Annotated in this window: 17 protein-coding genes and 2 pseudogenes; 7 read left to right on the top strand and 12 right to left on the bottom strand. The window is 61.6% G+C overall.

Translation table 11 applies throughout. From position 1 onward, the window contains the following. A partial coding sequence (locus RT028_RS14800) for a LysR family transcriptional regulator (RefSeq protein ID WP_312935873.1) occupies window positions 1–702 on the bottom strand: 702 nt, incomplete at its 3' end. Between the two features lie 95 nt (window positions 703–797). Here RT028_RS14800 and RT028_RS14795 point away from each other — a divergent pair. Next, a complete protein-coding gene (locus tag RT028_RS14795; RefSeq protein ID WP_312935872.1) occupies window positions 798–1,991 on the top strand; it encodes an MFS transporter in 1,194 nt (397 codons plus the stop codon). A 10-nt stretch (window positions 1,992–2,001) separates the two neighbouring features. Here RT028_RS14795 and RT028_RS14790 read toward each other — a convergent pair whose 3' ends face one another. Then, window positions 2,002–2,376 carry a MerR family transcriptional regulator gene (locus RT028_RS14790; protein WP_312935871.1) on the bottom strand — a complete coding sequence of 125 codons (375 nt, stop codon included), beginning with the start codon at window positions 2,374–2,376 and terminating at the stop codon, window positions 2,002–2,004. Window positions 2,377–2,460: 84 nt separating this feature from the next. Between RT028_RS14790 and RT028_RS14785 the strand changes: the two genes are divergently transcribed. Continuing rightward, on the top strand, window positions 2,461–2,859 hold the full coding sequence (locus RT028_RS14785; protein ID WP_312935870.1) for a hypothetical protein: 399 nt from the start codon (window positions 2,461–2,463) through the stop codon (window positions 2,857–2,859). A 663-nt stretch (window positions 2,860–3,522) separates the two neighbouring features. Here the strand turns inward: RT028_RS14785 and RT028_RS14780 are convergent. Further along, entirely contained in the window at window positions 3,523–4,461 is a 939-nt protein-coding gene (locus RT028_RS14780; protein ID WP_312935869.1) for a hypothetical protein, read from the bottom strand. After that, a complete protein-coding gene (locus RT028_RS14775) occupies window positions 4,458–7,760 on the bottom strand; it encodes a toxin VasX (RefSeq protein WP_312935868.1) in 3,303 nt (1,100 codons plus the stop codon). The genes RT028_RS14780 and RT028_RS14775 overlap by 4 nt, the downstream gene beginning before the upstream one ends. 1,096 nt (window positions 7,761–8,856) lie before the next feature. On the opposite strand from RT028_RS14775, the gene RT028_RS14770 reads away from it, so the two are divergent. Beyond that, window positions 8,857–9,132, top strand: coding sequence for a DUF3077 domain-containing protein (locus RT028_RS14770; protein WP_312935867.1), 276 nt, complete (start codon window positions 8,857–8,859; stop codon window positions 9,130–9,132). 21 nt (window positions 9,133–9,153) lie between these two features. Here RT028_RS14770 and RT028_RS14765 read toward each other — a convergent pair. After that, window positions 9,154–9,297, bottom strand: a pseudogene (locus RT028_RS14765) (AEC family transporter); the annotation flags it as partial. Between the two features lie 563 nt (window positions 9,298–9,860). Here RT028_RS14765 and RT028_RS14760 point away from each other — a divergent pair. Next, a pseudogene (locus tag RT028_RS14760) lies at window positions 9,861–10,055 on the top strand (DUF3077 domain-containing protein); the annotation flags it as partial. 21 nt (window positions 10,056–10,076) lie between these two features. Here the strand turns inward: RT028_RS14760 and RT028_RS14755 are convergent. Both RT028_RS14755 and RT028_RS14750 read right to left on the bottom strand, forming a co-directional pair. Further along, a complete protein-coding gene (locus RT028_RS14755; protein ID WP_312935866.1) occupies window positions 10,077–11,003 on the bottom strand; it encodes an AEC family transporter in 927 nt (308 codons plus the stop codon). Between the two features lie 142 nt (window positions 11,004–11,145). Further along, complete coding sequence (locus RT028_RS14750; protein WP_312935865.1) at window positions 11,146–12,024, bottom strand: LysR family transcriptional regulator; 879 nt, start codon at window positions 12,022–12,024, stop codon at window positions 11,146–11,148. Here RT028_RS14750 and RT028_RS20385 point away from each other — a divergent pair. Both RT028_RS20385 and bla read left to right on the top strand, forming a co-directional pair. Further along, the gene (locus RT028_RS20385; protein ID WP_409567263.1) at window positions 11,983–12,432 is read left to right on the top strand and encodes a DUF1289 domain-containing protein; all 450 of its coding nucleotides are present in this window, start codon (window positions 11,983–11,985) and stop codon (window positions 12,430–12,432) included. The two genes, RT028_RS14750 and RT028_RS20385, sit on opposite strands and share 42 nt — an antisense overlap. 567 nt (window positions 12,433–12,999) lie before the next feature. Further along, on the top strand, window positions 13,000–13,872 hold the full coding sequence (gene bla, locus RT028_RS14740) for a class A beta-lactamase (RefSeq protein ID WP_409567262.1): 873 nt from the start codon (window positions 13,000–13,002) through the stop codon (window positions 13,870–13,872). A gap of 209 nt (window positions 13,873–14,081) precedes the next feature. On the opposite strand, the gene RT028_RS14735 is transcribed toward bla, so the two are convergent. From RT028_RS14735 to RT028_RS14715, 5 genes are all read right to left on the bottom strand, one after another. After that, a complete protein-coding gene (locus RT028_RS14735; RefSeq protein WP_312935863.1) occupies window positions 14,082–15,077 on the bottom strand; it encodes an aldo/keto reductase in 996 nt (331 codons plus the stop codon). A 134-nt stretch (window positions 15,078–15,211) separates the two neighbouring features. Continuing rightward, window positions 15,212–16,063 carry a LysR family transcriptional regulator gene (locus RT028_RS14730; protein WP_312935876.1) on the bottom strand — a complete coding sequence of 284 codons (852 nt, stop codon included), beginning with the start codon at window positions 16,061–16,063 and terminating at the stop codon, window positions 15,212–15,214. A gap of 237 nt (window positions 16,064–16,300) precedes the next feature. Then, window positions 16,301–16,525, bottom strand: coding sequence for a hypothetical protein (locus RT028_RS14725; protein ID WP_312935862.1), 225 nt, complete (start codon window positions 16,523–16,525; stop codon window positions 16,301–16,303). 78 nt (window positions 16,526–16,603) lie between these two features. After that, entirely contained in the window at window positions 16,604–17,335 is a 732-nt protein-coding gene (locus tag RT028_RS14720) for a carbon-nitrogen hydrolase family protein (RefSeq protein WP_312935861.1), read from the bottom strand. Between the two features lie 249 nt (window positions 17,336–17,584). Continuing rightward, window positions 17,585–17,728 carry a DUF2986 domain-containing protein gene (locus RT028_RS14715; RefSeq protein ID WP_312935875.1) on the bottom strand — a complete coding sequence of 48 codons (144 nt, stop codon included), beginning with the start codon at window positions 17,726–17,728 and terminating at the stop codon, window positions 17,585–17,587. Window positions 17,729–18,092: 364 nt separating this feature from the next. Between RT028_RS14715 and RT028_RS14710 the strand changes: the two genes are divergently transcribed. Next, entirely contained in the window at window positions 18,093–20,297 is a 2,205-nt protein-coding gene (locus RT028_RS14710) for an OsmC domain/YcaO domain-containing protein (RefSeq protein WP_312935860.1), read from the top strand. The last annotated feature ends 180 nt before the right edge of the window (window positions 20,298–20,477 follow it).

Below are 20,477 nucleotides of genomic sequence, written 5' to 3'. Positions count from 1 at the left end.
AAGCCGCGCGAACTGCGCCAGGGCCTCGCCGCTGCTGCACTCGATATTGCCCGTCACGTTCAGGGAGAAATCCTCGCCGTCGCGGCGGAAGGGCCAGTGCGGCGCTGCGCGGCGGAAGTTGAAGCGCAGGCAGTTGTGCCGGGCCAGGTCTTCGGGCTGCTGCGGGGCGCCACAGCGCTGCAGGTACTCGGCAGAGGCCACCACCACTTGCCCGGTGGCACCGATCTGCCGGGCACTCAAGGCGCTGTCGGGCAGGGCGCCGAAGCGCACCGCAACGTCAGCTTGCCCGGCGAGGATGTCGACCACTTCATCGCCCAGCGCCAGGTCGACGGTCACCTGCGGGTAGCGCGCGCTGAAGGCGGTTACCAGCGGCACCACGCTGAGGCGGCCATGACCGAGCGCCGCACTGACCCGCAGCCGCCCGCGCGGCACGCCTTGATCGGTGATTGCTTCTTCGACTTCCTGCAGGTCAGCGAGGATGCGCCGCGCCCCACGCAGGTACGCCTCGCCCTCGGGCGTCAGGGTGATGGCGCGGGTGGTGCGCAGCAGCAAGCGCGTGCCTAGGCGGTGTTCGGTACGCGCCACGACGCGGCTGACAGCCGAAGGCGTCAGGCCCAGGGCGCGTGCAGCGGCAGAAAAGCTGCCAGCCTCGGCCACGCGTGCAAAAACATCCATCTCTCCGGATCGACCACTGATGTCCATTCGTGCTTCTCAGGCAAAAGTGATTGGCCTCGCGGCAGTCTAGTGCCGCGAACGGGCGAATCGTAGCATTGGCGGAACAGATAAGGAGTCCTTTCATGCGCGTCAATCCTCCCCTCATCGCCTTGGCCCTCGGTGCCTTCGGTATCGGCGTCAGCGAGTTCGCACCGATGGGCATGCTGCCCGGCATCGCCAGTGACCTCGGCGTGTCGATCCCCGCCGCGGGGTTGCTGGTCAGCGCCTACGCCTTGGGCGTGCTGATCGCCGCGCCGCTCATGACCCTGGCCACCGCGCGCCTGGGCCGCCGGCCATTGCTCATCGGCCTGATGGCCATCTTCACCTTGGGCAACCTGATGGCTGCCCTGGCCGACGACTACTTCACGCTGCTGGCCGCGCGCCTGGTCACCTCGCTGAACCACGGCGCCTTCTTCGGTATCGGCGCCATCGTCGCGGCCAGTGTGGTGCCTGCCGACAAACGTGCAGGCGCCGTGGCCGCGATGTTCCTCGGCCTGACCTTGGCCACCATCGGCGGGGTGCCGCTGGCTACCTGGTTCGGTGAACAGCTCGGTTGGCGTGCAGCGTTCTGGGGCATTGCCGGATTGGGCCTGGTCGCCATCGCGACGTTGTGGGCGGCGCTGCCCCGTATACCTGCGCCGGTCAACGCCGGGGCGCTGGCAGAACTCCGCGTGCTGTGCAGGCCTCAGGTGCTGGCGGCATTGGCGCTGACGGTGGTGGGCTCGAGCGCCATGTTCACCGTGTTCACTTACATCGCACCGATCCTGCACACCGAAGCCGGCGCCTCGACCGGCTTCGTCACCGCCATGCTGGTGTTGTTCGGCATCGGCCTGACCCTGGGCAACCTGTGGGGCGGCAAGGCAGCGGACCGCTCGATCGACCGCACCCTGGTGGTTTCGCTGGTGCTGCTGATTATGGTGTTGCTGGTACTGCCGGCCCTGCTGCCGTGGTCGTTGCCGACCGCGCTGGCGGTGGTGGTCTGGGGCGCTGCCAGCTTCGCGCTGGTGCCGCCGTTGCAGATGCGCGTAATGGAGGCCGCCAAAGACGCCCCCAGCCTGGCGTCGGCCGTCAACATCGGTGCGTTCAACCTCGGCAACGCAGTGGGCGCGGCGCTGGGTGGCGCGGTGATCCAGGCCGATTTCAGCTACGCCGCTTTACCGCCCGCCGGCGCCGCGATGGCTGCGTTGGGATTGCTGATGGTCCTGGGCATGGCCTGGCGTGGGCGCCGCTCAAACCGGGCGGAGGGGGTTGCCCTGAGCGGCCGCGAGTGTGCCTGAACGCCAACACTTATCGGGTCAGGACCGGTGTCTCGCCACTGCGCAGTGGGCAGGCCATGGCAAGGCTCTGGCGCAAGCTGTCGCGCAGGTGTTGCAGCGCCAGCAAGCGCGCTTCGATCAACGCCAGTTTTTCCTCCAGGAGCTGCGCCACTGCCTGATCGGGGTCGCTGGCCTGCCACAGACGATCAACGTTGCTGCCAATTTCCCCAAGGCTGAAGCCCAGGCGTTGCGCATTGCGGATAAAGTCCATCAACTGCACGGTCTCTGCGGGGTAGTCGCGATAGCCGTTACCCAGCCGGCGCGACTGGATCAGCCCGCGCGCCTCATAAAACCGCAAGGTGTCGCGGCTTACACCGCAAGCGTCGGCCAACTCGCCAATGCGCATCGATCGCCTCCTGAAAAGTGCTTGACCTTGGAGCATACCCCAGGCTTTAGCCTGCCCGCTTCATTGACCAACCAAGGAATGCACATGTGGAGCAAGCAGGGTTATCTGAAACTGGTGCGGGCAAGTGGTGTTTACGATCTGCTGGTGGCTGCGGCCTTTGCCACGCCCTGGACATTCATGCTGCTGCACGGGCAACTGGGCCATCTGCACCAGGCGCTGGGGCTGAGCGGGGAGCTGCCCGCGTTCGGGCCGGTGCAGATAATGATGGCCAATCTGATGGGATCGATCGTGTGCGTTTGGGCGTGGCTGCGGATTCGCCATCCCCAACAGCGGTTCGGGCGCTATGACGCGGTAGGCCGAGTGCTGTTTGCGTGCTGGCAGGGATATGCGCTGGGGCAGGGGGCGACGGGGTTGATCTGGGCGGTGCTGGTGCTGGAGGTGCTCTGGGCGGTGGGGCAGTGGATGCCGGTGCGGGGGGAGTGATGATGTCTTTAAGGGAAGAGCTTGGAAGGGCTTCACACCAGGAACGATCGCGAGCGTGGGGGAGTCACCGCTCAGCGCCCCTTGTGATGTTTCAAGCGCGTGATTCTTCCTCGTGAGCTAACAGCTGATTATCGCCTCTTGCGCCCCGCTGTGCGTGAGGTCAAAGGGGCATGTAGGCGCCCGGGCGACGTAAGCCTGACTGGAACAGTCAGCTGGAGCGGTGATCGCTGTAATGCCTAGACGATCACCTTCGGGCGAATCTGGGGTTGGCCTGAAAAAAAACGGGGAGCGAGAATAAATAATGTCAGCGTTAACACTCATCCAAAACAGCCATCTAAACTGTCTGCACCCTATAAAAAAATGCTCATTTTTAATGCTGGCTAAATAGTTATGGTCACGGAGTCGAATCTTTAATAAGCCATGTTTAGAAAACGTCATTCCTACACCAGGCTTTCTTTAATACGTCCTTAGGCGTTTGCCCGGTCGGCATTACTGGGGGGGTAGTCACTTTCGTGAGCACATCTGTTTTCGGCTGTGAGGCGAGGCTGAATTCATGATTTATCCTTGGGGGCCAGAATCTGAAATGTTGATTCAAACCCTGCACTGGATGTTGGCCCTCTCCTGGGTGCAGGGTGATATTTTGTAGTCCGGCCCTCATGATTTTTATTTGCTAAGTCCAGCCAGTTCGGCTTCACGCTTGGCGATAGCGGCTTCGAGCTCTGGGGAACGTTTGGCCCATTGCTCGGGTGGTATGGGTTTGGACCATTCTATAATCTCGGGGTAGAGCAGGTCTGGTGGCGGTGATAGCTTCCATATTTGCAACATTGCGGCGAGGGGTCCACCCAAAAAAACGGTACTCGAAATCAGGCCCAATAATCTGCCAATTTCCAGAGCGCGCACATGCTGGCTGACTGCAATAATGTAATCACGACAAGCATCCCAGAATACATATGCGCCACTCATATTTTCTGGTCCGGTCTCGTAGTCATTTGTGATCGGTAGCGCTTCTGGCCCTATTTCCATATAGCTGCGCATGCATTCCCAGAGCGCCATCGCTGTAGTGCCACCGCCGCAGTAGAAACCGAGACAAAAATGTTTGTTATCTTCTTTAGCGTGCGGGTCAGGATTATCGAAGCCAACAAGTAACAGGCCCATGGACGTTCTCCCGGCCTGGCTCACCGAGGAGTGTTGCGTGGCTGCCGCCGTGACGCTCTCCCAGGGCACAATCCAGTATTCACCATTCTCGCGTGGCACACATACTTCACGGCGTTGCCGATTGAAGCGTACGGGGGAGGGGACCTTGCGAAATAGGCTGTGGACTATCATGAGTATAGGAACGCCTGTAATGCATGCCCCCAATATCAAAGCCCCAGGGTCATCAAAAGCGTAAGCTATTCCTAAAAACAGCATCACCGTCGGCCAAAGTACAATCACCGCTGAGCCAATACTGTAATTACCTATATCAATAAATACATCGTTCTTCCGCCAGATGGTGTTAAGTACATCACATGGCTTCCGCCCTGTTGGTATTGGCAATGGTGCTAGATAATCATTCCGTGAAAACAACCGTTTTTCTGTAGTGCCTGCAGGTGGGGTATTCATTTTTTTTCCTTGGGCTGCAGGTAAATGGAACTTTTTTGCTTGTCTCCGAGTAAATAACTTGGCATACGATCCAGTTCAGGTGTGGGATCGTCCCGAAGGGCAATTACTCCGGCATCACTGCTCACGTTAAAGGCCACCCCTGCTGCTCCACCGACAAATCTGGCACCGCTCAGCATTTCGATCAGGGGTGTGGTATAGCGCAATCGTACGAATAGCGTGCTCGGTGGGGTATTGAAGACGTTCGCCAGAGGCTTGAATATGCCACTCAGGCGCAAACCCTGACCTTCTTGGAAGGGTATCCATGTGCAGGAACTGGTTTCCAGCCAATACGACGTCAGATCTCGCCATGGCCGCGGTGCCTTATAGGCCGAGTACGGGCTGTTTTTGATCAGGTCCCGAGACGCCTGCGTGTCGACTGGGTCGCCGGCCATGGTTAGCTCAAGGTAGATACTGTCAGGATCGGCGCCTGGCAGATCAACGGTCAGGGCATCTATGGAGCTCTGAGAGGTGAATCCAGATGGACCGTTTGAGCCGACCGTCACCGAGCTGCTTACCATGCTTACTCGCGGTGTATACAAGATGCCGTATAGCGTATCGAGTTCACGCTGCTGGATTAATGCTGGGATAGGGCCGAGATCACCGGCTCGCGATTTTGACCAGCAGCATGAGTTGAGGAAGTTCTGTAAGGGCGTCTGCTGAAAAAACCAGCTGACTAGGTACAGCACCCCCAATATCGCGATCAGCCAGCTCAACGGGCCCATGCACAATGCATAACTCGTGATGGCGGCTCCGACTGTTATTAGGCCGGTAAAGGCTCGCAGTGTCTGAATCATGCCTAGTAGCGCCTGGGCAGTAAAAACTGTGATCTGACCCGCTACAACTGTCTTGCGCATCGATAACCATGGATCGATGTGCGTTTGTGATACTTCAAGCTGTAGTTTTAGGGATCTGAATTCCTCGAGTGCTGCATAGGCTGAAAAGCCGCCGATAACCCCTCCAAATAAGGTAAGTGTTGGTCCTATAAAAACTCTTCCATCAGACCTTTTGTACGTTAAGGTTTCAACTCCAAGCCCTTTCCGCACTTGATGATCAACCACTGCCACCAACGCAGCAGCGGCATATAAAGAAGCTGAAACTGTATCCTTAACCCGCTGCTCGTCCATCCCCTCCATAGCTGCAGCCTGTTTTAAATAGTTGCTCGCGTTCAACGTGTTCAGCAACAACGCCGCCAGTGCTATGACACCACCGCTATTGGCCACCGCAGGAGAGTTCGCGATACCTGCCACATGCCCAGTTCCGATGGCTTTTCCGGTGGCGCTCGCCCACTGACTCACCCCTTCGGCTTTTTGTCCCAATAGCTTCCAGACCTGTCGACCCCCTTCTGTGATCGCCTGCAAGCGTGTATCGCTGCCCAAGCGAGCGGTCACGAAAACACCAAGCCAGGCACTGCTGAAGGTGTTGTCACCTTTGAGCAACAGCAAACTGGCCGCCAGCCGGTTGACCAGAATGCTCCAGAGGTTATTGGCATCTCGGGCCATGCTCGCGAGGTCATTCAGAATCGGGGCCGTCAATGGCGCAAGCGCCTGATGAGTTGCAGCGATATTTTCGGATGCCAGTGCCGCCATCAACTCGCCCATGCGGGTAACGTTGTTAACGCCCGCCTCAATCGAGGGTGTCCAGGCGCGGAACAGTTGCGTCAATGCGGCGCCATCCGCTGCCCGCACATAATCGGCGTACTGCTCGGCGCCCTGGGCACGAATGCATTGGCCGGTCAGGCAAGCGGTGGCCATCTCGGTCAGCCAGTGGCGGGTTTCCAGGTCGTTGTAATCGACAAACCAGGTGCCGTTGTCTGAGCGCTTGAGGTAGGCCTCGCGGTCGATAAACAGCGTTTGATGACGTTGTTCTACCTGCTGGAAGTGCAGGGGGGCTGTAGTCTCCAACCAGGCGTTCATCGCATCCAGGTCAATGTACTCACTCACCTTGGCACTGAGGAACTTGCTATCGAGGTTGGCCTGTTTTTCGGCCCGGTATTCACGTACCAGGCATTCGGCTTCGGTGTACAAATCTGCCGGAATAAAGGCCCGCACAGGCGCAAGGATCTTGGCAATACGTGCATCACGCGCGTCGGCTCCAACCTTGCTTGGCTGGCCACCATACTGACGAGCCTTGGTTTCGGCCTTGAGCTCATCATCCAGCTGATGCTGGGCATCGAGCAGGATCCGCCCCTGATCAGGAGTAACGGTGATGTCACGCGCCTTGTAGCGGTAGCTGAGCGTGCTGGCGAGTTCGGCTCCGTCTTCGGTAATCAGGCTGCGAACAAACCCGCCGACGCTCAGACGTAGATTGTTGTCGCCAACCCACTGCTCATGACCCGCTTCAACCGCTTCTTGCTCATGATTGATATCCCGCAACACCCCCAGATCATCATCCAGCGCAGCAAAAACGCCGTATAGCGGCCCAGCTTGCTGCTGGGCAGCATCAAGCCAGCTTTGAGCGGGTCTGAGCGCCCAAGGGCTCGCGCTCCAGCTTCCAGGCGCTTCTACCCGTTGCCCAGGCGGTTGCTTGCCGGCCACAGCTTCAAGCGCGTGTAGCCATTCGAGACTGTCGAGGTAGGCTTTGACGTTGTCCGCCGTAGGCTTGGCGAACATGGCTTCACCCAAGGCTTCGCTGCCCGCACGATACTGGGCGCCGTTCTCCTGAAAATCATGGGCCAGGGTTCGTTCGCGCACGTCCGGCATCAGTTCGGCAATCACCTCTGGCGCTTTGGCGAGCGGCGGGCAGCGTGTGGCTGAGAGGGTTCGGGCAATCTGCACAAGGCCGATGCGGCGCATGCGCTGGCGCCGCTCATCGCTGTTTTTCAGGCGCTCGCAAGCGGCTTGGCTCAAGGGCATTTCGCTGTAGAGCATCCAGGCATCGGTGTTCTTTTTCAGCGCGAGGCCGGCCAATGCGCCTGCTGTGAGCACGGTATGGGGTTGGGTCAACGCTTGCTCGAGCAATAGACCATCGGCCGCCACCGCATAGCGTTGCAGCGGCCCGTTGCCATGCCACAGGTACACATAGCCCGCGCGCAAACGGCGCAATGCCATCTCGTGACTTCGGGTCGGGCAGGGCGGTGCAAAATCGGCGTGTTCGGCGCCTTGTTCGGCCATGGCGTAGCGGCAGGGCACCACGAAGATGTCCGCATGGCGCGCTGGGCAGGTGCTGACAGGGCTCGACAGGTCTTCGCTGCCGAACTGGCTTTTCGCAGCCTGGTCGGCGGCGTTCAGGTTGCGGATTTTCTCAAGTGCTCGAGTCGTCATGCGAAAGACTCCGTTTTGGTCGGCAACCAACGGCGACGCAGTTTCAGCAAGCGTTGTGTGGGGCTGAGCGCTGCCTGTTCAAGCACCTGAGGGAAGCCCTGCAGATCGGGTGCGTGTTGGAGTTTCGTGCCGTATTCGGTTACCAAGGCCGGCCAGAGGCGCCATTTGATTAGGCGCGGAGTGCCGATCACGTGCGACCGCTTCGCAAAACAGTGGTGCCTGTTCGCGCTATTAGCGGCCTGGTTAACCGACCTGTACGCTGGCTTGGTCATGGTAGATGCTCCCTGTTGATAAGTAACAATGGCCGGGCGATAAAAAGCGGGTGGGCAAATTTAGTTATCAAACATCATGCCAGTCTATATATTTTCTATCTAAATCATGGGTATACGATTTTTGTAAGATTATTTACCGGGAATTTACCGCAAAAATCCGCTGAAATTGCGCAAGAAGTTGCGCAGTGCTGTGCAAGTTCTTGCGCACTAAGCTGAATGCCGCAACGTGCGAGGCCTGTAGCCAATTATCCACAGGGATTTCAGTAAATAGCTGTGCAACTTTTTGCGCAGTTGGAAAACTTGTGCGGGAGTTGGTTTTAGCTAGCCATGATTGCGCTGAGCCTGTTGTCATGGGCGCTGGCAAGACTTCACAGGTTAGTCCTGTAAATCTTATGAGATGAATTACTCCTACATGCGCTTAGGCGCTTTCCTACAACAATCCCCTGTCCATCCTCTGCGCCGAGAAATATCCTACGCAGCCTGTCGACTCCCGTCTGATTGCCCTGGGAATCCTTGCCCTCTAGGCTTGCCCGGTCGCTGAAAAGGTTCAGTGGCCGGGTGTGGAAGCCTGGAAGTCAGCATGGTTGTCGCAGTTATGACAGCTGTACGTGGGAGGTCCTCGGACCTACCGGGTTCACCATGCTCCGGTCTTCCACCCTGCGTACAGCTGTCACCCTGATGCGTGGAAGCTAAAGGGTGGCACTCAAACTTGCATGGTGCCCAGATGAAGAAAGCAGTCCCAGATCCACCTTGCCGTTTCACAGGCCAGTATTCGGGAGTCATCCGCTATTGTGCTCATAGCCTCAATAACTGGGGGTGCACACATGGCTAATGATCATTCTTGCCCAGCCTCGCTAGAGCAATCCTGCACTCCTCCGAATACAGGGACGAGGAACCTGCCGGCATTCCGCGTGGCCTGCAACGTGCCCAGTGCAGGGGCCTATGAACACGTCTCCATCCTGCTGGGCTACATCAACCATCTCGTCGAACAGGGCGACCTCGAGGACGACCACAAGCTGCTCGGCGCAGCGGGTTACCTGAGCGCATTCGCCAAAGCCATCATGGACGACATGGAAATGTCGCAGCCGTCGGCAAGCTGAAACCACCGTCCAATGCGCTGCTCAAAGCCAGGGGCTCAACACAATCACACTCACGGGTAACGCCACTGCGGCGAGCAACGTCTGGCAAGCGATGATTCCGGCCATCAGCGGGGCATCCCCGCCCAACTGGCGCGCCATGATGTAGGACGACGAGCGGGCTTTCAGTAACTACGACGGCGCTGGGTGCCATTGATCATGGCCTTAGTCCAGGCTCAACAGGTCAGTGCTCTAAACCTTACTAGCAGAATTACTCCTACATACGCTTAGGCGCTTTCCTACAACAATCCCCTGTCCATCGTCTGCGCCGAGAAATATCCTACGCAGCCTGTCGACTCCCGTCTGATTGCCCCAGGAATCCTTGCCCTCTAGGCTTTCCCGGTCACTGGTTCAGTGGCCGGGTGTGGAAACCCGCGCAAGTATTCAGAGGTTGTCGTCAATGGCGGCTGTACGCGGGAGGCCCTGTGCCTGCCGGGTTTCTGAATGCGCTCGGTTTTCCACCCCGCGTACAGCTGCCACCCAACGTGTGGAAACGAACGGTGCAGCCTATTTCTGCATTCAGGTATCCCCATGAAAAAGCCCGTCCCTGATCCACCTTCTCTCACTGCGTCTCATCAGTTTGTCAAACACTGGCCAGATGACTGTGCTCTGCGCCAATGGAGGGTATTGCTATGACGGCTTGCAATGAACCAGATACTGCGCGCATTTGGTCTGTGAAGAGATGTCCACGCTTACGGGTCAAGCCCCACACGCCAGCCGAGGAAACGTTGGAACACGTCTCCATCCTGCTGGGCTACATCAACCATCTCGTCGAACAGGGCGACCTCGAGGACGACCACAAGCTGCTCGGCGCAGCGGGTTACCTGAGCGCATTCGCCAAAGCCATCATGGACGACATGGAAATGTCGCAGCCGTCGGCAAGCTGAAACCACCGTCCAATGCGCTGCTCAAAGCCAGGGGCTCAACACAATCACACTCACGGGTAACGCCACTGCGGCGAGCAACGTCTGGCAAGCGATGATTCCGGCCATCAGCGGGGCATCCCCGCCCAGTTGGCGCGCCATGATGTAGGACGACGAGGCGGTCGGCAGCGACTGGAACAGCAGCGCGGCGATGGCCGCCTTGCCGCTCAAACCGAACAGGTGACACGCCACCACGGTCGCCAGCGGCATCACCAGGAACTTCACCCCTGAAGCCGTCGCAATGGGCCGCACCCAACGGCGTACGCTGCCCAGTTCCAGTGCAGCGCCCACGCACAATAGCCCCAGCGGCAGCGATGCCTGCCCCAGCGCCTTGAGTACAGGCTCGATGACCACCGGCAGCCCCAGGCCGGAGAGCTGCACGGCGATGCCGCCGAAGCACGCGAGCACCAGCGGGTTCAGCGCCAGCTGTTTCATCACCTTGCCCGCGGGCATCTTTCCGGCCGCCCCATAACGGGCGAACACCAGCACGCAGAGGATGTTGACGGTCGGCACGATGGCGGCATTCGCCACTGCCGCCAATGCGATGCCTTGGGCCCCGAACAGCCCGGCGGCCGCTGAGACCCCCACATAGTTGTTGAAACGCACGCCGCCTTGAAACACGGAGGTGAACGCTGCGCCGTCGCTGCCGAGACACCTGCGTGAAACCACCAGCAGCAACGCCACCCCTGCAGTCGACAGCACCAGCGTGGCAATCATCCCCGACACCGGCAAGCCGTCTAGCCTGGCGGTGGCCAGCCCATGGAAAAACAGCGACGGCAGCAGCACGTAATAGCCGAGGCGCTCGGCTGGCGCCCAGAAGCTGTCTGCCAGTACGTGCCTGTGCTTGAGCCAGGCGCCGAGCATGATCAGCAGGGCAATCGGCGCCAGTGCGACCAGCAGCTCAGCCGTCATGGCTGGGCATCGCTGTGCATGGCTGGGTTTCTATCTGGTTCATGGCGCGGTCCGCGAGGTGGTGATGGGCATCACGATAGAAACTTTGTCGCTGAAATAAAAACGATTAAAAACTGCGTAACCGACGAGTATTTCTCATGGTTCACCGTGTCGGCGCATGCGCGCTCACGGCGTGGGCGAGTGCTGCGGCCAGCCTGCCCAATGCCCGATCCTCGCGCTCCAGCAGCACCACGCGGCGTGTGGTCTGTGGGGTGCCGAAAGGCGCACAGACCAGCCCGGTCAGGCGCTGGACCTGTGCCCAGGCCAGGGGAATGACGGACATCCCCAGGCCGCCGGCAACCATCTGGATGATGGCTTCCTGACTATCGAGCTCCATGCTGGTCTGCACCCGCAGGCGCATGCGGCGCAGTTCACGTTCGATGGTGCGTCCGGCCCAGGCGCGGCGGTCAAAGCGTATGAACGGTTGCTGCGCCAGCAGCGCCTGCAGATCCTGGCCGGCGTAGGCCTGCGGCGCCACGATCCAGAAGCCTTCTTCGTACAAAGCTGTGCTTACCAGGCCATACGGGTGGGGTTTGACCAGCTCGGTGGTGATGGCCACGTCCAGCTCGCCCGTCTCGACGCGGGCGGCCAGTTCAGCCGACATGCCCGAGGCGATGGTCAGGCGCAGGTGCGGGTGCTCGGTGCCGAGTGCGGCCAGAGCGGCCGGCAGGCAGCCTGCCAGTGCGGTGTGGATTGCGCCTATCTTGAGGCGCCCGCGCAGCTCGCTGTCGCCGCCGATCTCCGCCGCGATGCCGTCGTATAGGGCGATGATCTCCCGCGCGCGCTCGACCGCCACATGGCCCGCATCCGTGAGCACCGGCACGCGTCGGCTGCGATCGAACAGGTGCGTGTTGAAGTCATCTTCCAGCGACTTCACCTGCAGGCTCACGGCCGATTGGGTGAGGTGCACAGCCTCGGCGGCACGCACGAAAGAGCCGTGTTGAGCGATGGCGAGGAGGGTCCGCAGGGCGCGCAGCGACATGGCGTGGTTCTCGTGGTGAAGTGGCGCCAGTGTATAGCGGTCGGCGAGACGGGGCTTGCCCGGTCGAGCGCGACCGTTATCCGCCTGCATGCTGCAATGATCGGTGCGATCAACTGCGGGCCTTGGAGGTCCAAACCTTGTTCGCCTCGTGCTGCCCTGGCATTTGTTGCCTCGATCAGCGCACTGCGCGCCGCCTTTCTACTCATCTGGAACCGTGCAATGGCCAAAGAGATCGAAAACCCCTGCGTATCGCGCTGCCAACTGAAGCACGAAGTGTGCGTGGGCTGTGGCCGCAGCAAGGAAGAAATTCGCGGCTGGCGTGGGATGAAGCGGTCTGAAAAAAAGACCACGGTGGAGAAAGCGGCCGCGCGTCTGAAGAAGCTTAAAAAGAAGAAGAACAAGGACTGACGTTCCGGCTTGGCTCAGTAGAGCGTTCGGGTTGCTGCCTGGCGCCAGTGGCTTTTACTGCGTTCTGTCAGGTTGTTCAGTGGTGCCTGGTCTGGGCCGGCTACGCCGGCCATCGCGACTGAAGTCGCTCCCACATGGGTGGATCTCCCACTTAGGTACATCTCCCACATGGGTGGATCTTCCACTCGATGGATCTCACACTCGATGGATCTCCTGCGCAGGTGCATGCCCTCACCAGATCGTATTCTCCCAGCAGATCGCAGGCCCTACGCTAACTTCCGGCTCATGCGTACATGTTGGAGCGGTTTCAACCGCGATGGGCTGCGCAGCAGCCCTCATGGCTTCTACGGCGCTCTTTCAGACTGTCCAGTGGTGCCTAGCCCGGCCCGGCTACGCCGCTGTCGCGACCAACCGGAGCGCCGGACCGGCCGCTCCAACCAACTGTGTAACTTCCAGAAACTGCGCAACAGTGGAGGAGCGGTCGGCCGCACACCCCTCGTACAGTCTTGGTTTGGCCAGCAAAACCCTCTAGCCTTCATCACCCCAGTTTCCCGTGGAAGATTTGCCATGCCCCTGTCACTTACCCGGCGCGACGTGCTTCAAGGCGCACTGGCCGGCTCGGCCCTGCTGGCGCTGCCGGCCTGGGCGGTCAATTTCGCCGCCTCCGAGTTCGAAAAGATCGAGCGAACCCATGGCATCACCCTCGGCGTGTATGGGCTGGACACCGGCAGCGGCCGCCATCTGGCCTACCGCGCTGAGCAACGCTTTGCACTGTGCAGCACGTTCAAGGTGATGCTGGCCGCCGCCGTGCTACAGCGCAGCCAGGATGAGCCTGGCCTGCTGGCCCGGCAGATTGTCTATGACGCCACCGCGCTGGTGGTGTACTCGCCAGTGACCGAGCGGCACGTCGGCAGCGGCATGAGCGTCGCCGATCTGTGCGCGGCGGCCCTGCAATACAGCGACAACACCGCCGCCAACCTGCTGCTCGACCTGCTCGGCGGGCCCAGCGAACTCACGGCCTTCGCCCGTCGTCAGGGCGATTCGGTATTCCGCCTCGATCGGAACGAGCCCAGCCTGAACACGGCGCTGCCCGACGACTCGCGTGACACGAGCACGCCGCAGGCCATGGCCATGAGCATCCGCCGCCTGGCGCTGGACGAAGGTCTCGAGCGGCCGGCGCAGCAGCAGCTGCAGATCTGGCTCAGGGGCAATACCACTGGCGCCAAACGCATTCGCGCCGGCGTGCCGGACGCGTGGCAGGTGGGGGACAAGACCGGCTCGGGCGATTACGGCGTGGCCAACGATGTGGCCGTGCTCTGGCCGCCGGGCCGCGCGCCGTGGGTGCTGGCGGTGTACACGCGCGGCAATGACGCGAAATCGCCCTGGCGTGACGCGGCACTGGCTCAGGCCAGTGCTGTAGTGGTTGCCGCGCTGGGTTGACTGCGCTACGGCCGCTAGGACGCTAACAACCCGTGTGATGACAATTGGCTTGGGGAAGGCGCACTGCTAGTCGTCAGTCGCCGCGAAGGAGGCGGACCGTGCGGCACAGTGCTGGAGTTTCGTAATCAGGCCACGGGGCGCCGTCATGACCGCATACGAGGAAGAGTGCTGAAACAACCGGGCGCGAAATGATCCGCACCCCGCTGTGATCACTTGAACCCTGTCACCTTGTGCGGCACGTAGGGCGCTTCCAGGCGCGCGAGCTCATCGCGCGTCAGCGTCAATGTCAGCGCGGCAATCGCATCATCCAGCTGCTCAGGTTTCGATGCCCCGACAATCGGCGCCGACACCCCAGGGGTATTCAGCACCCAGGCCAGTGCCACCTGTGCCATCGGCACGCCGCGCGCCTGCGCCACCTGCTCGACCACATCGATGACTTTGCCATCTTCGACCTCAGTGCCGGCGAAGAACGAAGCGCCCGATTCATCGCTCTGTATGCGCGCGGTCTGCTGGCCCTGTGGGCGTGTCAGGCGGCCGCGTGCCATCGGGCTCCAGGGCATCAGGCCAACGCCCTGATCGCGGCACAGCGGAATCATCTCGCGCTCTTCTTCGCGGTACAGTAGGTTCAGGTAGTTCTGCATCGACACGAAGCGGCTCCAACCATTGGCCGCGGCGACCTCCTGGGCCTTGGCGAACTGCCAGGCAAACATCGACGAGGCGCCGATGTAACGCGCCTTGCCGGCCTTGACCACGTCGTGCAGCGCTTCCATGGTTTCCTCGATGGGGGTGTCGTAGTCCCAGCGGTGAATCTGGTAGAGGTCGACATAATCGGTGCCCAGCCGCTGCAGGCTGGCATCGATGCCCGACAGGATGGCCTTGCGCGACAGGCCTTTCTCGTTGGGCCGGGCGTCGCCCTGCCACATGTTGGCGGGGTAGAAGACCTTGGTTGCGATCACGGTTTCATCGCGGCGCGTGTAAGCCTTGAGCCATTTGCCGAGGATTTCTTCGGAGGTGCCAGCGGAGTAGCTGTTGGCGGTATCGAAGAAGTTGATCCCGTGTTCGACCGCCCGCCGAATGATCGGGCCGCTGTCGGCTTCACCCAGGGTCCACGGATGGGTGCCGGCGTCGGGCTCGCCGAAGGTCATGCAGCCCAGGCACAGCCGTGAGATGTCCAGACCGGTACTGCCGAGTTTCACGTATTGCATGGAAGTCTCCTGTGGGGATGGCGGGGCCACCCTGGCGAGGCCACCGCAGTGGGCGTTGAACGAGTGCTGACTACGGTAGCGCGCAGGCGGCTTCAAGGAAATTCCCCATCACCGCAGGTGTAATGTGCAGAAATTCACAAGCGCAGCAGCGGCTGCAGGCAGGATTGGATAAAGCCGATCACTGCTTTGATCCGTGGCGTATCGCGCGCGTCTTCGTGTACCGCCAGCCAGATCTCGATACTCATCGAACCGCCGTCGCGGGGCGCCGGTTGCAGCTGGTGTTCTTCGGCCATGAAGGCGGGCAGGCAGACGATACCGGCGCCCCCTGCTGCAGCTTCTGCCTGGATGCGCGGGTCGTTGCTGTGCAGCACGAAGGGGCCAGCCTCGGCCTGCTGCAGCAGCCAGCGTTGTTGCGGGGACTTGGCCTGCGAGGCGTCGTAACCGATGTAGGCCGCAGGCGGATTGCGTCGCAGGTAGTCGGGCGAGGCATACAGCCGGTAGTGCAGGTGGCCGAGCAACTGCGCCACCAGAGTCGGCTCGGTCGGGCGCGTGAGGCTGATGGCAATATCGGCTTCGCGCCGTGCCAGCGAGGCGCGGGACTTGCTGCCCACCAGCTTGAGCTGCAATGCCGGGTGGCGGGCGAACAGTTCGCCGCTGCGCCTCGCGATCAAGCTGCCAAGCAAGGCGGGCGGGGCGCTGAGCACCACCTGACCTTCGATTTGCCCCTGGCCGGCGCTGGCGAAGTGTTCCAGCGCGAAGGACGCGCCTTGCATCTGCTGGGCATAGGCCGCGACCTGCTGGCCCTGCTCGGTCACCCGGTAGGTGCGGGCGCGGCGATCGACCAGCTTGAGGTTGAGGGCAGCCTCCAGCGCGGCGATACGCCGGGCGACGGTGGCGTGGTCGACGGCCAGGGTCTTGGCTGCGGCGGACAATGAACCGGCGCTGACGAACGCCGAGAAATAACGCAGATCTTCCCAATCGAACATGACGTGCCCTTGAACGGTGAAGACCGAGGGTAACGGATCGACGGCATCAGGTAGAAATATCAGGTAGAAATGTCTGATGTAGGTGCGGGGGGGCATCTCAGGATGTTCAGGGATCATGCGGTGGGCACGCTGTAGGGGATACAGCGTGCTTTCGCGCTACGAGCGCCCGAGGCTGTTCACTCGAGTCACGTCTGGCGTTCGCGAGGCCGCTCTGCAGCCCAGTCCACCAACGGCATATCAGCGCGGCTTGTGTTGCTCGACCTCGCACAGGCGCTCGTTGATCTCGCGGGTCTGTTCTTCGAGTTCTTTCACCGACGTCGGGGTAATGACCTTGTCGATCACCTTGGTGCGCGGATCGCCTTGTTCCAATACCGGATCGGGCGAGCCTTCACCTTTCTGCGCCTGCTCGGAGGAAATCGGACGGGGGACTTTGTCAGCTGGGTTCGAATCAGTCGGTTTCATTGGGCGCTCCTTCAAGCATCAGTTGTCTTTCCAGAAGAACCCCGGCGGTGGCAAAAGTTTGATCCGATTGCGCCCGGCTCAGGCCATTGCCACCGTTTCGGCCTGCCCGGTCACAAGGTCATACGTCACCAGAGCCTCTGTGTCCGGGCCCGCCTGGCACAGCAGCATGCCCTCGGCGCTCCAGACCGCCGAACCGCCCGCGCACGCGAACCCCTCGACGGGCCCCACGGCGTTGGCCATCAGCACGGGCATGGCGTGCCGGCGCGCGATGTGTGGGTAGTGCTGCTGCGCAGCCAACACGCCACGTGCCGATTTCGCGACGCTGGCGAGGTAGGCCTGGGCGCCAGCATCGGCCATGCCTTGCGCGTGCTCAGCTTGCAGGGACTCATAGCAGATGGCTGGCGCGAGGCGGTGGCCCTGCACGTCAAACAGGCGATTGCGCTCACCGGGCGCGAAAAACGCGGTTTCATCGGCATGTAACCACTGCTTGGCGTAGCCCACTGGCGACTGGCCCGGTTGGAACACCACCAGGCTGATCTGTACGGCGTTGGCGTGCCAGGTAGGCACGCCAATGGCGATGAGCATCTGGTGACGGTCGCTGGCGTGCTGGAAGGTTGCCAGGCGCGGGTCATCAAGGTGCCTGGCGTGCTGTCTGGCCAGGCTGGGCGAATAGCCGGTCAGCGACAGTTCCGGGAAGTAGAGTGCAGCAGCGTGCAGGCGTGCGGCGTGCTCGATCACTGACACGTGGCGTTCGAGATTGTCGGCGCCGAGGCGGGCGGGGCAGGCGATCTGCGCGGCGATGAGTTTCATTGAGGGCTCCGGCTGGGGAGTGCAGGCGTACGAGTGAGCGCAAGGGTGCGCGGACGGATAAGCGCGGCGGGTCTACTGCGGTGTGCTACAGCGCTGCGCCAATAAACCGTAGCTGTTCCGGGTAGAGCGTGCGTGATCGCGGCGAATGACCCGGCTGCGTCGGCTATCGTCGTTCACCGGGGCGCCGGACTGGCCGCTCGTACCGCGAACGCCTCTTGCTGAAAACCGGCGCCGATCGGCTCGCTGCGCTTACACCGCCTCAGGTTCAGCGTCGAGTTTGGCCCGATCCGCCTTGCTGATGTACTTCGGCTTGCTGCTGCGCGGCGCCAGCTTGGCGCTGGCTTTCTTGGCGTTGGCCTTGAGCAGTTGATTGATCTTCTTGCGGCGGTTCATGGACGGGCACTCGGCATCGACGGGGAAAGCACGCACCCCAGTGCGTGTTTGAAGGCGCCGATGATAGCAAAGTGCACCGGCCTGCTGGGCAGGGCCGGTGCACGGGCGACGGCTGGTGCTCGCGGTGCGCAACGGTCAGCCATCCAAGACCGCCGAGCCGCCGGTTCGCACCATGAAAAAATGCTCAGGCCGCTGAACAGCCGCTTTGCTCGAGCATTGCAGATCGCCGACCCGCCGCTACCCCTGCGTCAGAAATCCACCGACGCCGACAGCTGTAGGCCGCGCACGCCCCGGACAAGACTTCCCCGGCAAAAATCCGGATAATCGCCGCCACTTCTGTTCAGACGGTACCCGGTAATCGCCCATGGAAATCAAAGTCAACTTTCTCGACAACCTCCGCCTCGAGGCGAAATTCGACGACTTCACGGTGATCGCCGACCAGCCGATCCGCTACAAGGGCGAGGGTTCGGCGCCGGGCCCGTTCGACTATTTCCTGGCCTCCTCGGCGCTGTGCGCGGCGTACTTCGTCAAGCTGTACTGCCAGACCCGCGACATTCCCACTGAAAACATCCGCCTGTCGCAGAACAACATCGTCGACCCGGAAAACCGCTACCAGCAGATCTTCAAGATCCAGGTCGAGCTGCCGGCCGACATTTCCGAGAAGGATCGTCAGGGCATTCTGCGCTCCATCGACCGCTGCACGGTTAAGAAGGTGGTGCAGGCCGGGCCTGAATTCGTCATCGAAGAGGTCGAGAACCTCGATGCCAGCGCCCAGGCGCTGCTGATGCTCGACCCGAACTCCACCACGCGCACGCTGATCGCCGGCAAAGACCTGCCGCTGGAGCAGACCATCGCCAACCTCTCGGGCCTGCTCGAAGGCCTGGGCATGAAGATCGAGATCGCCTCGTGGCGCAATATCGTGCCCAACGTCTGGTCGCTGCACCTGCGCGATGCGCAATCGCCGATGTGCTTCACCAACGGCAAGGGCTCGACCAAGGAGGCCGCGCTGGCCTCGGCGCTGGGCGAGTTCATCGAGCGGCTGAACTGCAACTTCTTCTACAACGACCAGTTCTGGGGCGAAGACCTGGCCAACGCGCCGTTCGTCCACTACCCCGACGAACGCTGGTTCCAGCCTGGCGCGCAAGACGCGTTGCCCGCGCAGATCCTCGACGAACACTGCCTGGCAATCTACAACCCTGACGGCGAGCTGCACGGCTCGAACCTGATCGACACCAACTCCGGCAACGAAGCCCGCGGCATCTGCTCGCTGCCCTTCGTGCGCCAGTCCGACGGCGAGGTGGTGTACTTCCCCTCGAACCTGATCGAAAACCTGTACCTGAGCAACGGCATGAGCGCCGGCAACACCCTGGCCGAGGCCCAGGTGCAGTGCCTGTCGGAAATCTTCGAGCGGGCCGTGAAGCGCGAGATCCTCGAAGGCGAACTGTGCCTGCCGGACGTGCCCGCCGAGGTGTTGGCCAAGTACCCGAGCATCGTTGCAGGCATCGAGGGCCTTGAAGCCCAGGGCTTCCCGGTGCTGGTCAAGGATGCCTCGCTGGGCGGCGAATTCCCGGTCATGTGCGTGACCCTGATGAACCCGCGCACGGGCGGTGTGTTCGCCTCGTTCGGCGCGCACCCGAGCCTGGAAGTGGCGCTGGAGCGCAGCCTCACCGAGTTGCTTCAGGGCCGCAGCTTCGAGGGCCTGAACGACCTGCCGCCGCCGACCTTCGAAAGCCATGCGCTGACCGAGCCGAACAACTTCGTCGAGCACTTCATCGACTCCAGCGGGGTGGTGTCGTGGCGCTTCTTCGGTGCTACCCCTGACCACGCGTTCGTGGAATGGGACTTCTCCGGTCATGGAGAGGACTCCAACGCCCAGGAGGCCGCCACGTTGTTCGGCATCCTGGAAGGCCTCGGTCACGAGACCTACATGGCGGTGTATGAACACCTTGGCGCCACCGCCTGCCGCATCCTGGTGCCGGGCTATTCGGAGATCTACCCGGTCGACGATCTGGTCTGGGACAACACCAACAAGGCGCTGTACTTCCGCGAAGACATCCTCAACCTGCACCGCCTCGACAATCGCGCGCTGAAGGCACTGCTCGAGCGCCTGGAAAACAGCGAGCTGGACGAGTACACCGAGATCAAGACCCTGATCGGCATCGAGTTCGATGACAACACCGACTGGGGCCAGCTCACAGTGCTCGAGCTCAAGCTGCTCATCCACGTGGCGCTCAAACAGTTCGACCCGGCCAAGGAACTGGTGGAGATGTTCCTGCAGTACAACGACAACACCGTCGAACGTGGCCTGTTCTACCAGGCCCTGAACGTGGTGCTGGAGATTGCCCTGGACCGCGACCTGCACCTGAGCGACTACGAGGCCAACCTGCGCCGCATGTTCGGCCAGGAACGCATGGCGGCGGTGCTGGGCTCGCTCGACGGCAGCGTCCGCTTCCACGGCCTGACCCCGACCAGCATGAAGCTCGAAGGCCTGGAGCGGCATCAGCGCCTGATCGACAGCTACAAGAAGCTGCACGCCGCGCGCGCGGGCATGGCCGGGCAGCAGGGCTGAGTTGGCCTGGGCCAGTGAGGCCGGTCGGGCGGGCCTCGCGGTGCCACCGCGCAACCGACTGCGGCAGCCGTGAAGGTGGTCGAGCTGACGCTGCAATGCTACCGCTGGACCGAGGCGCGGCAGCGGTGAAGGTGGCCGAGCAGGCCGTGCTGTGCTGCGGCCGGACTGAGGCACGCAAGC

Source organism: Pseudomonas sp. (assembly GCF_032058845.1).
Lineage (GTDB): Bacteria > Pseudomonadota > Gammaproteobacteria > Pseudomonadales > Pseudomonadaceae > Aquipseudomonas.
The sequence above is the reverse complement of the archived record's forward strand: the minus strand, read 5'-3'. Positions and strand labels throughout refer to the sequence as shown.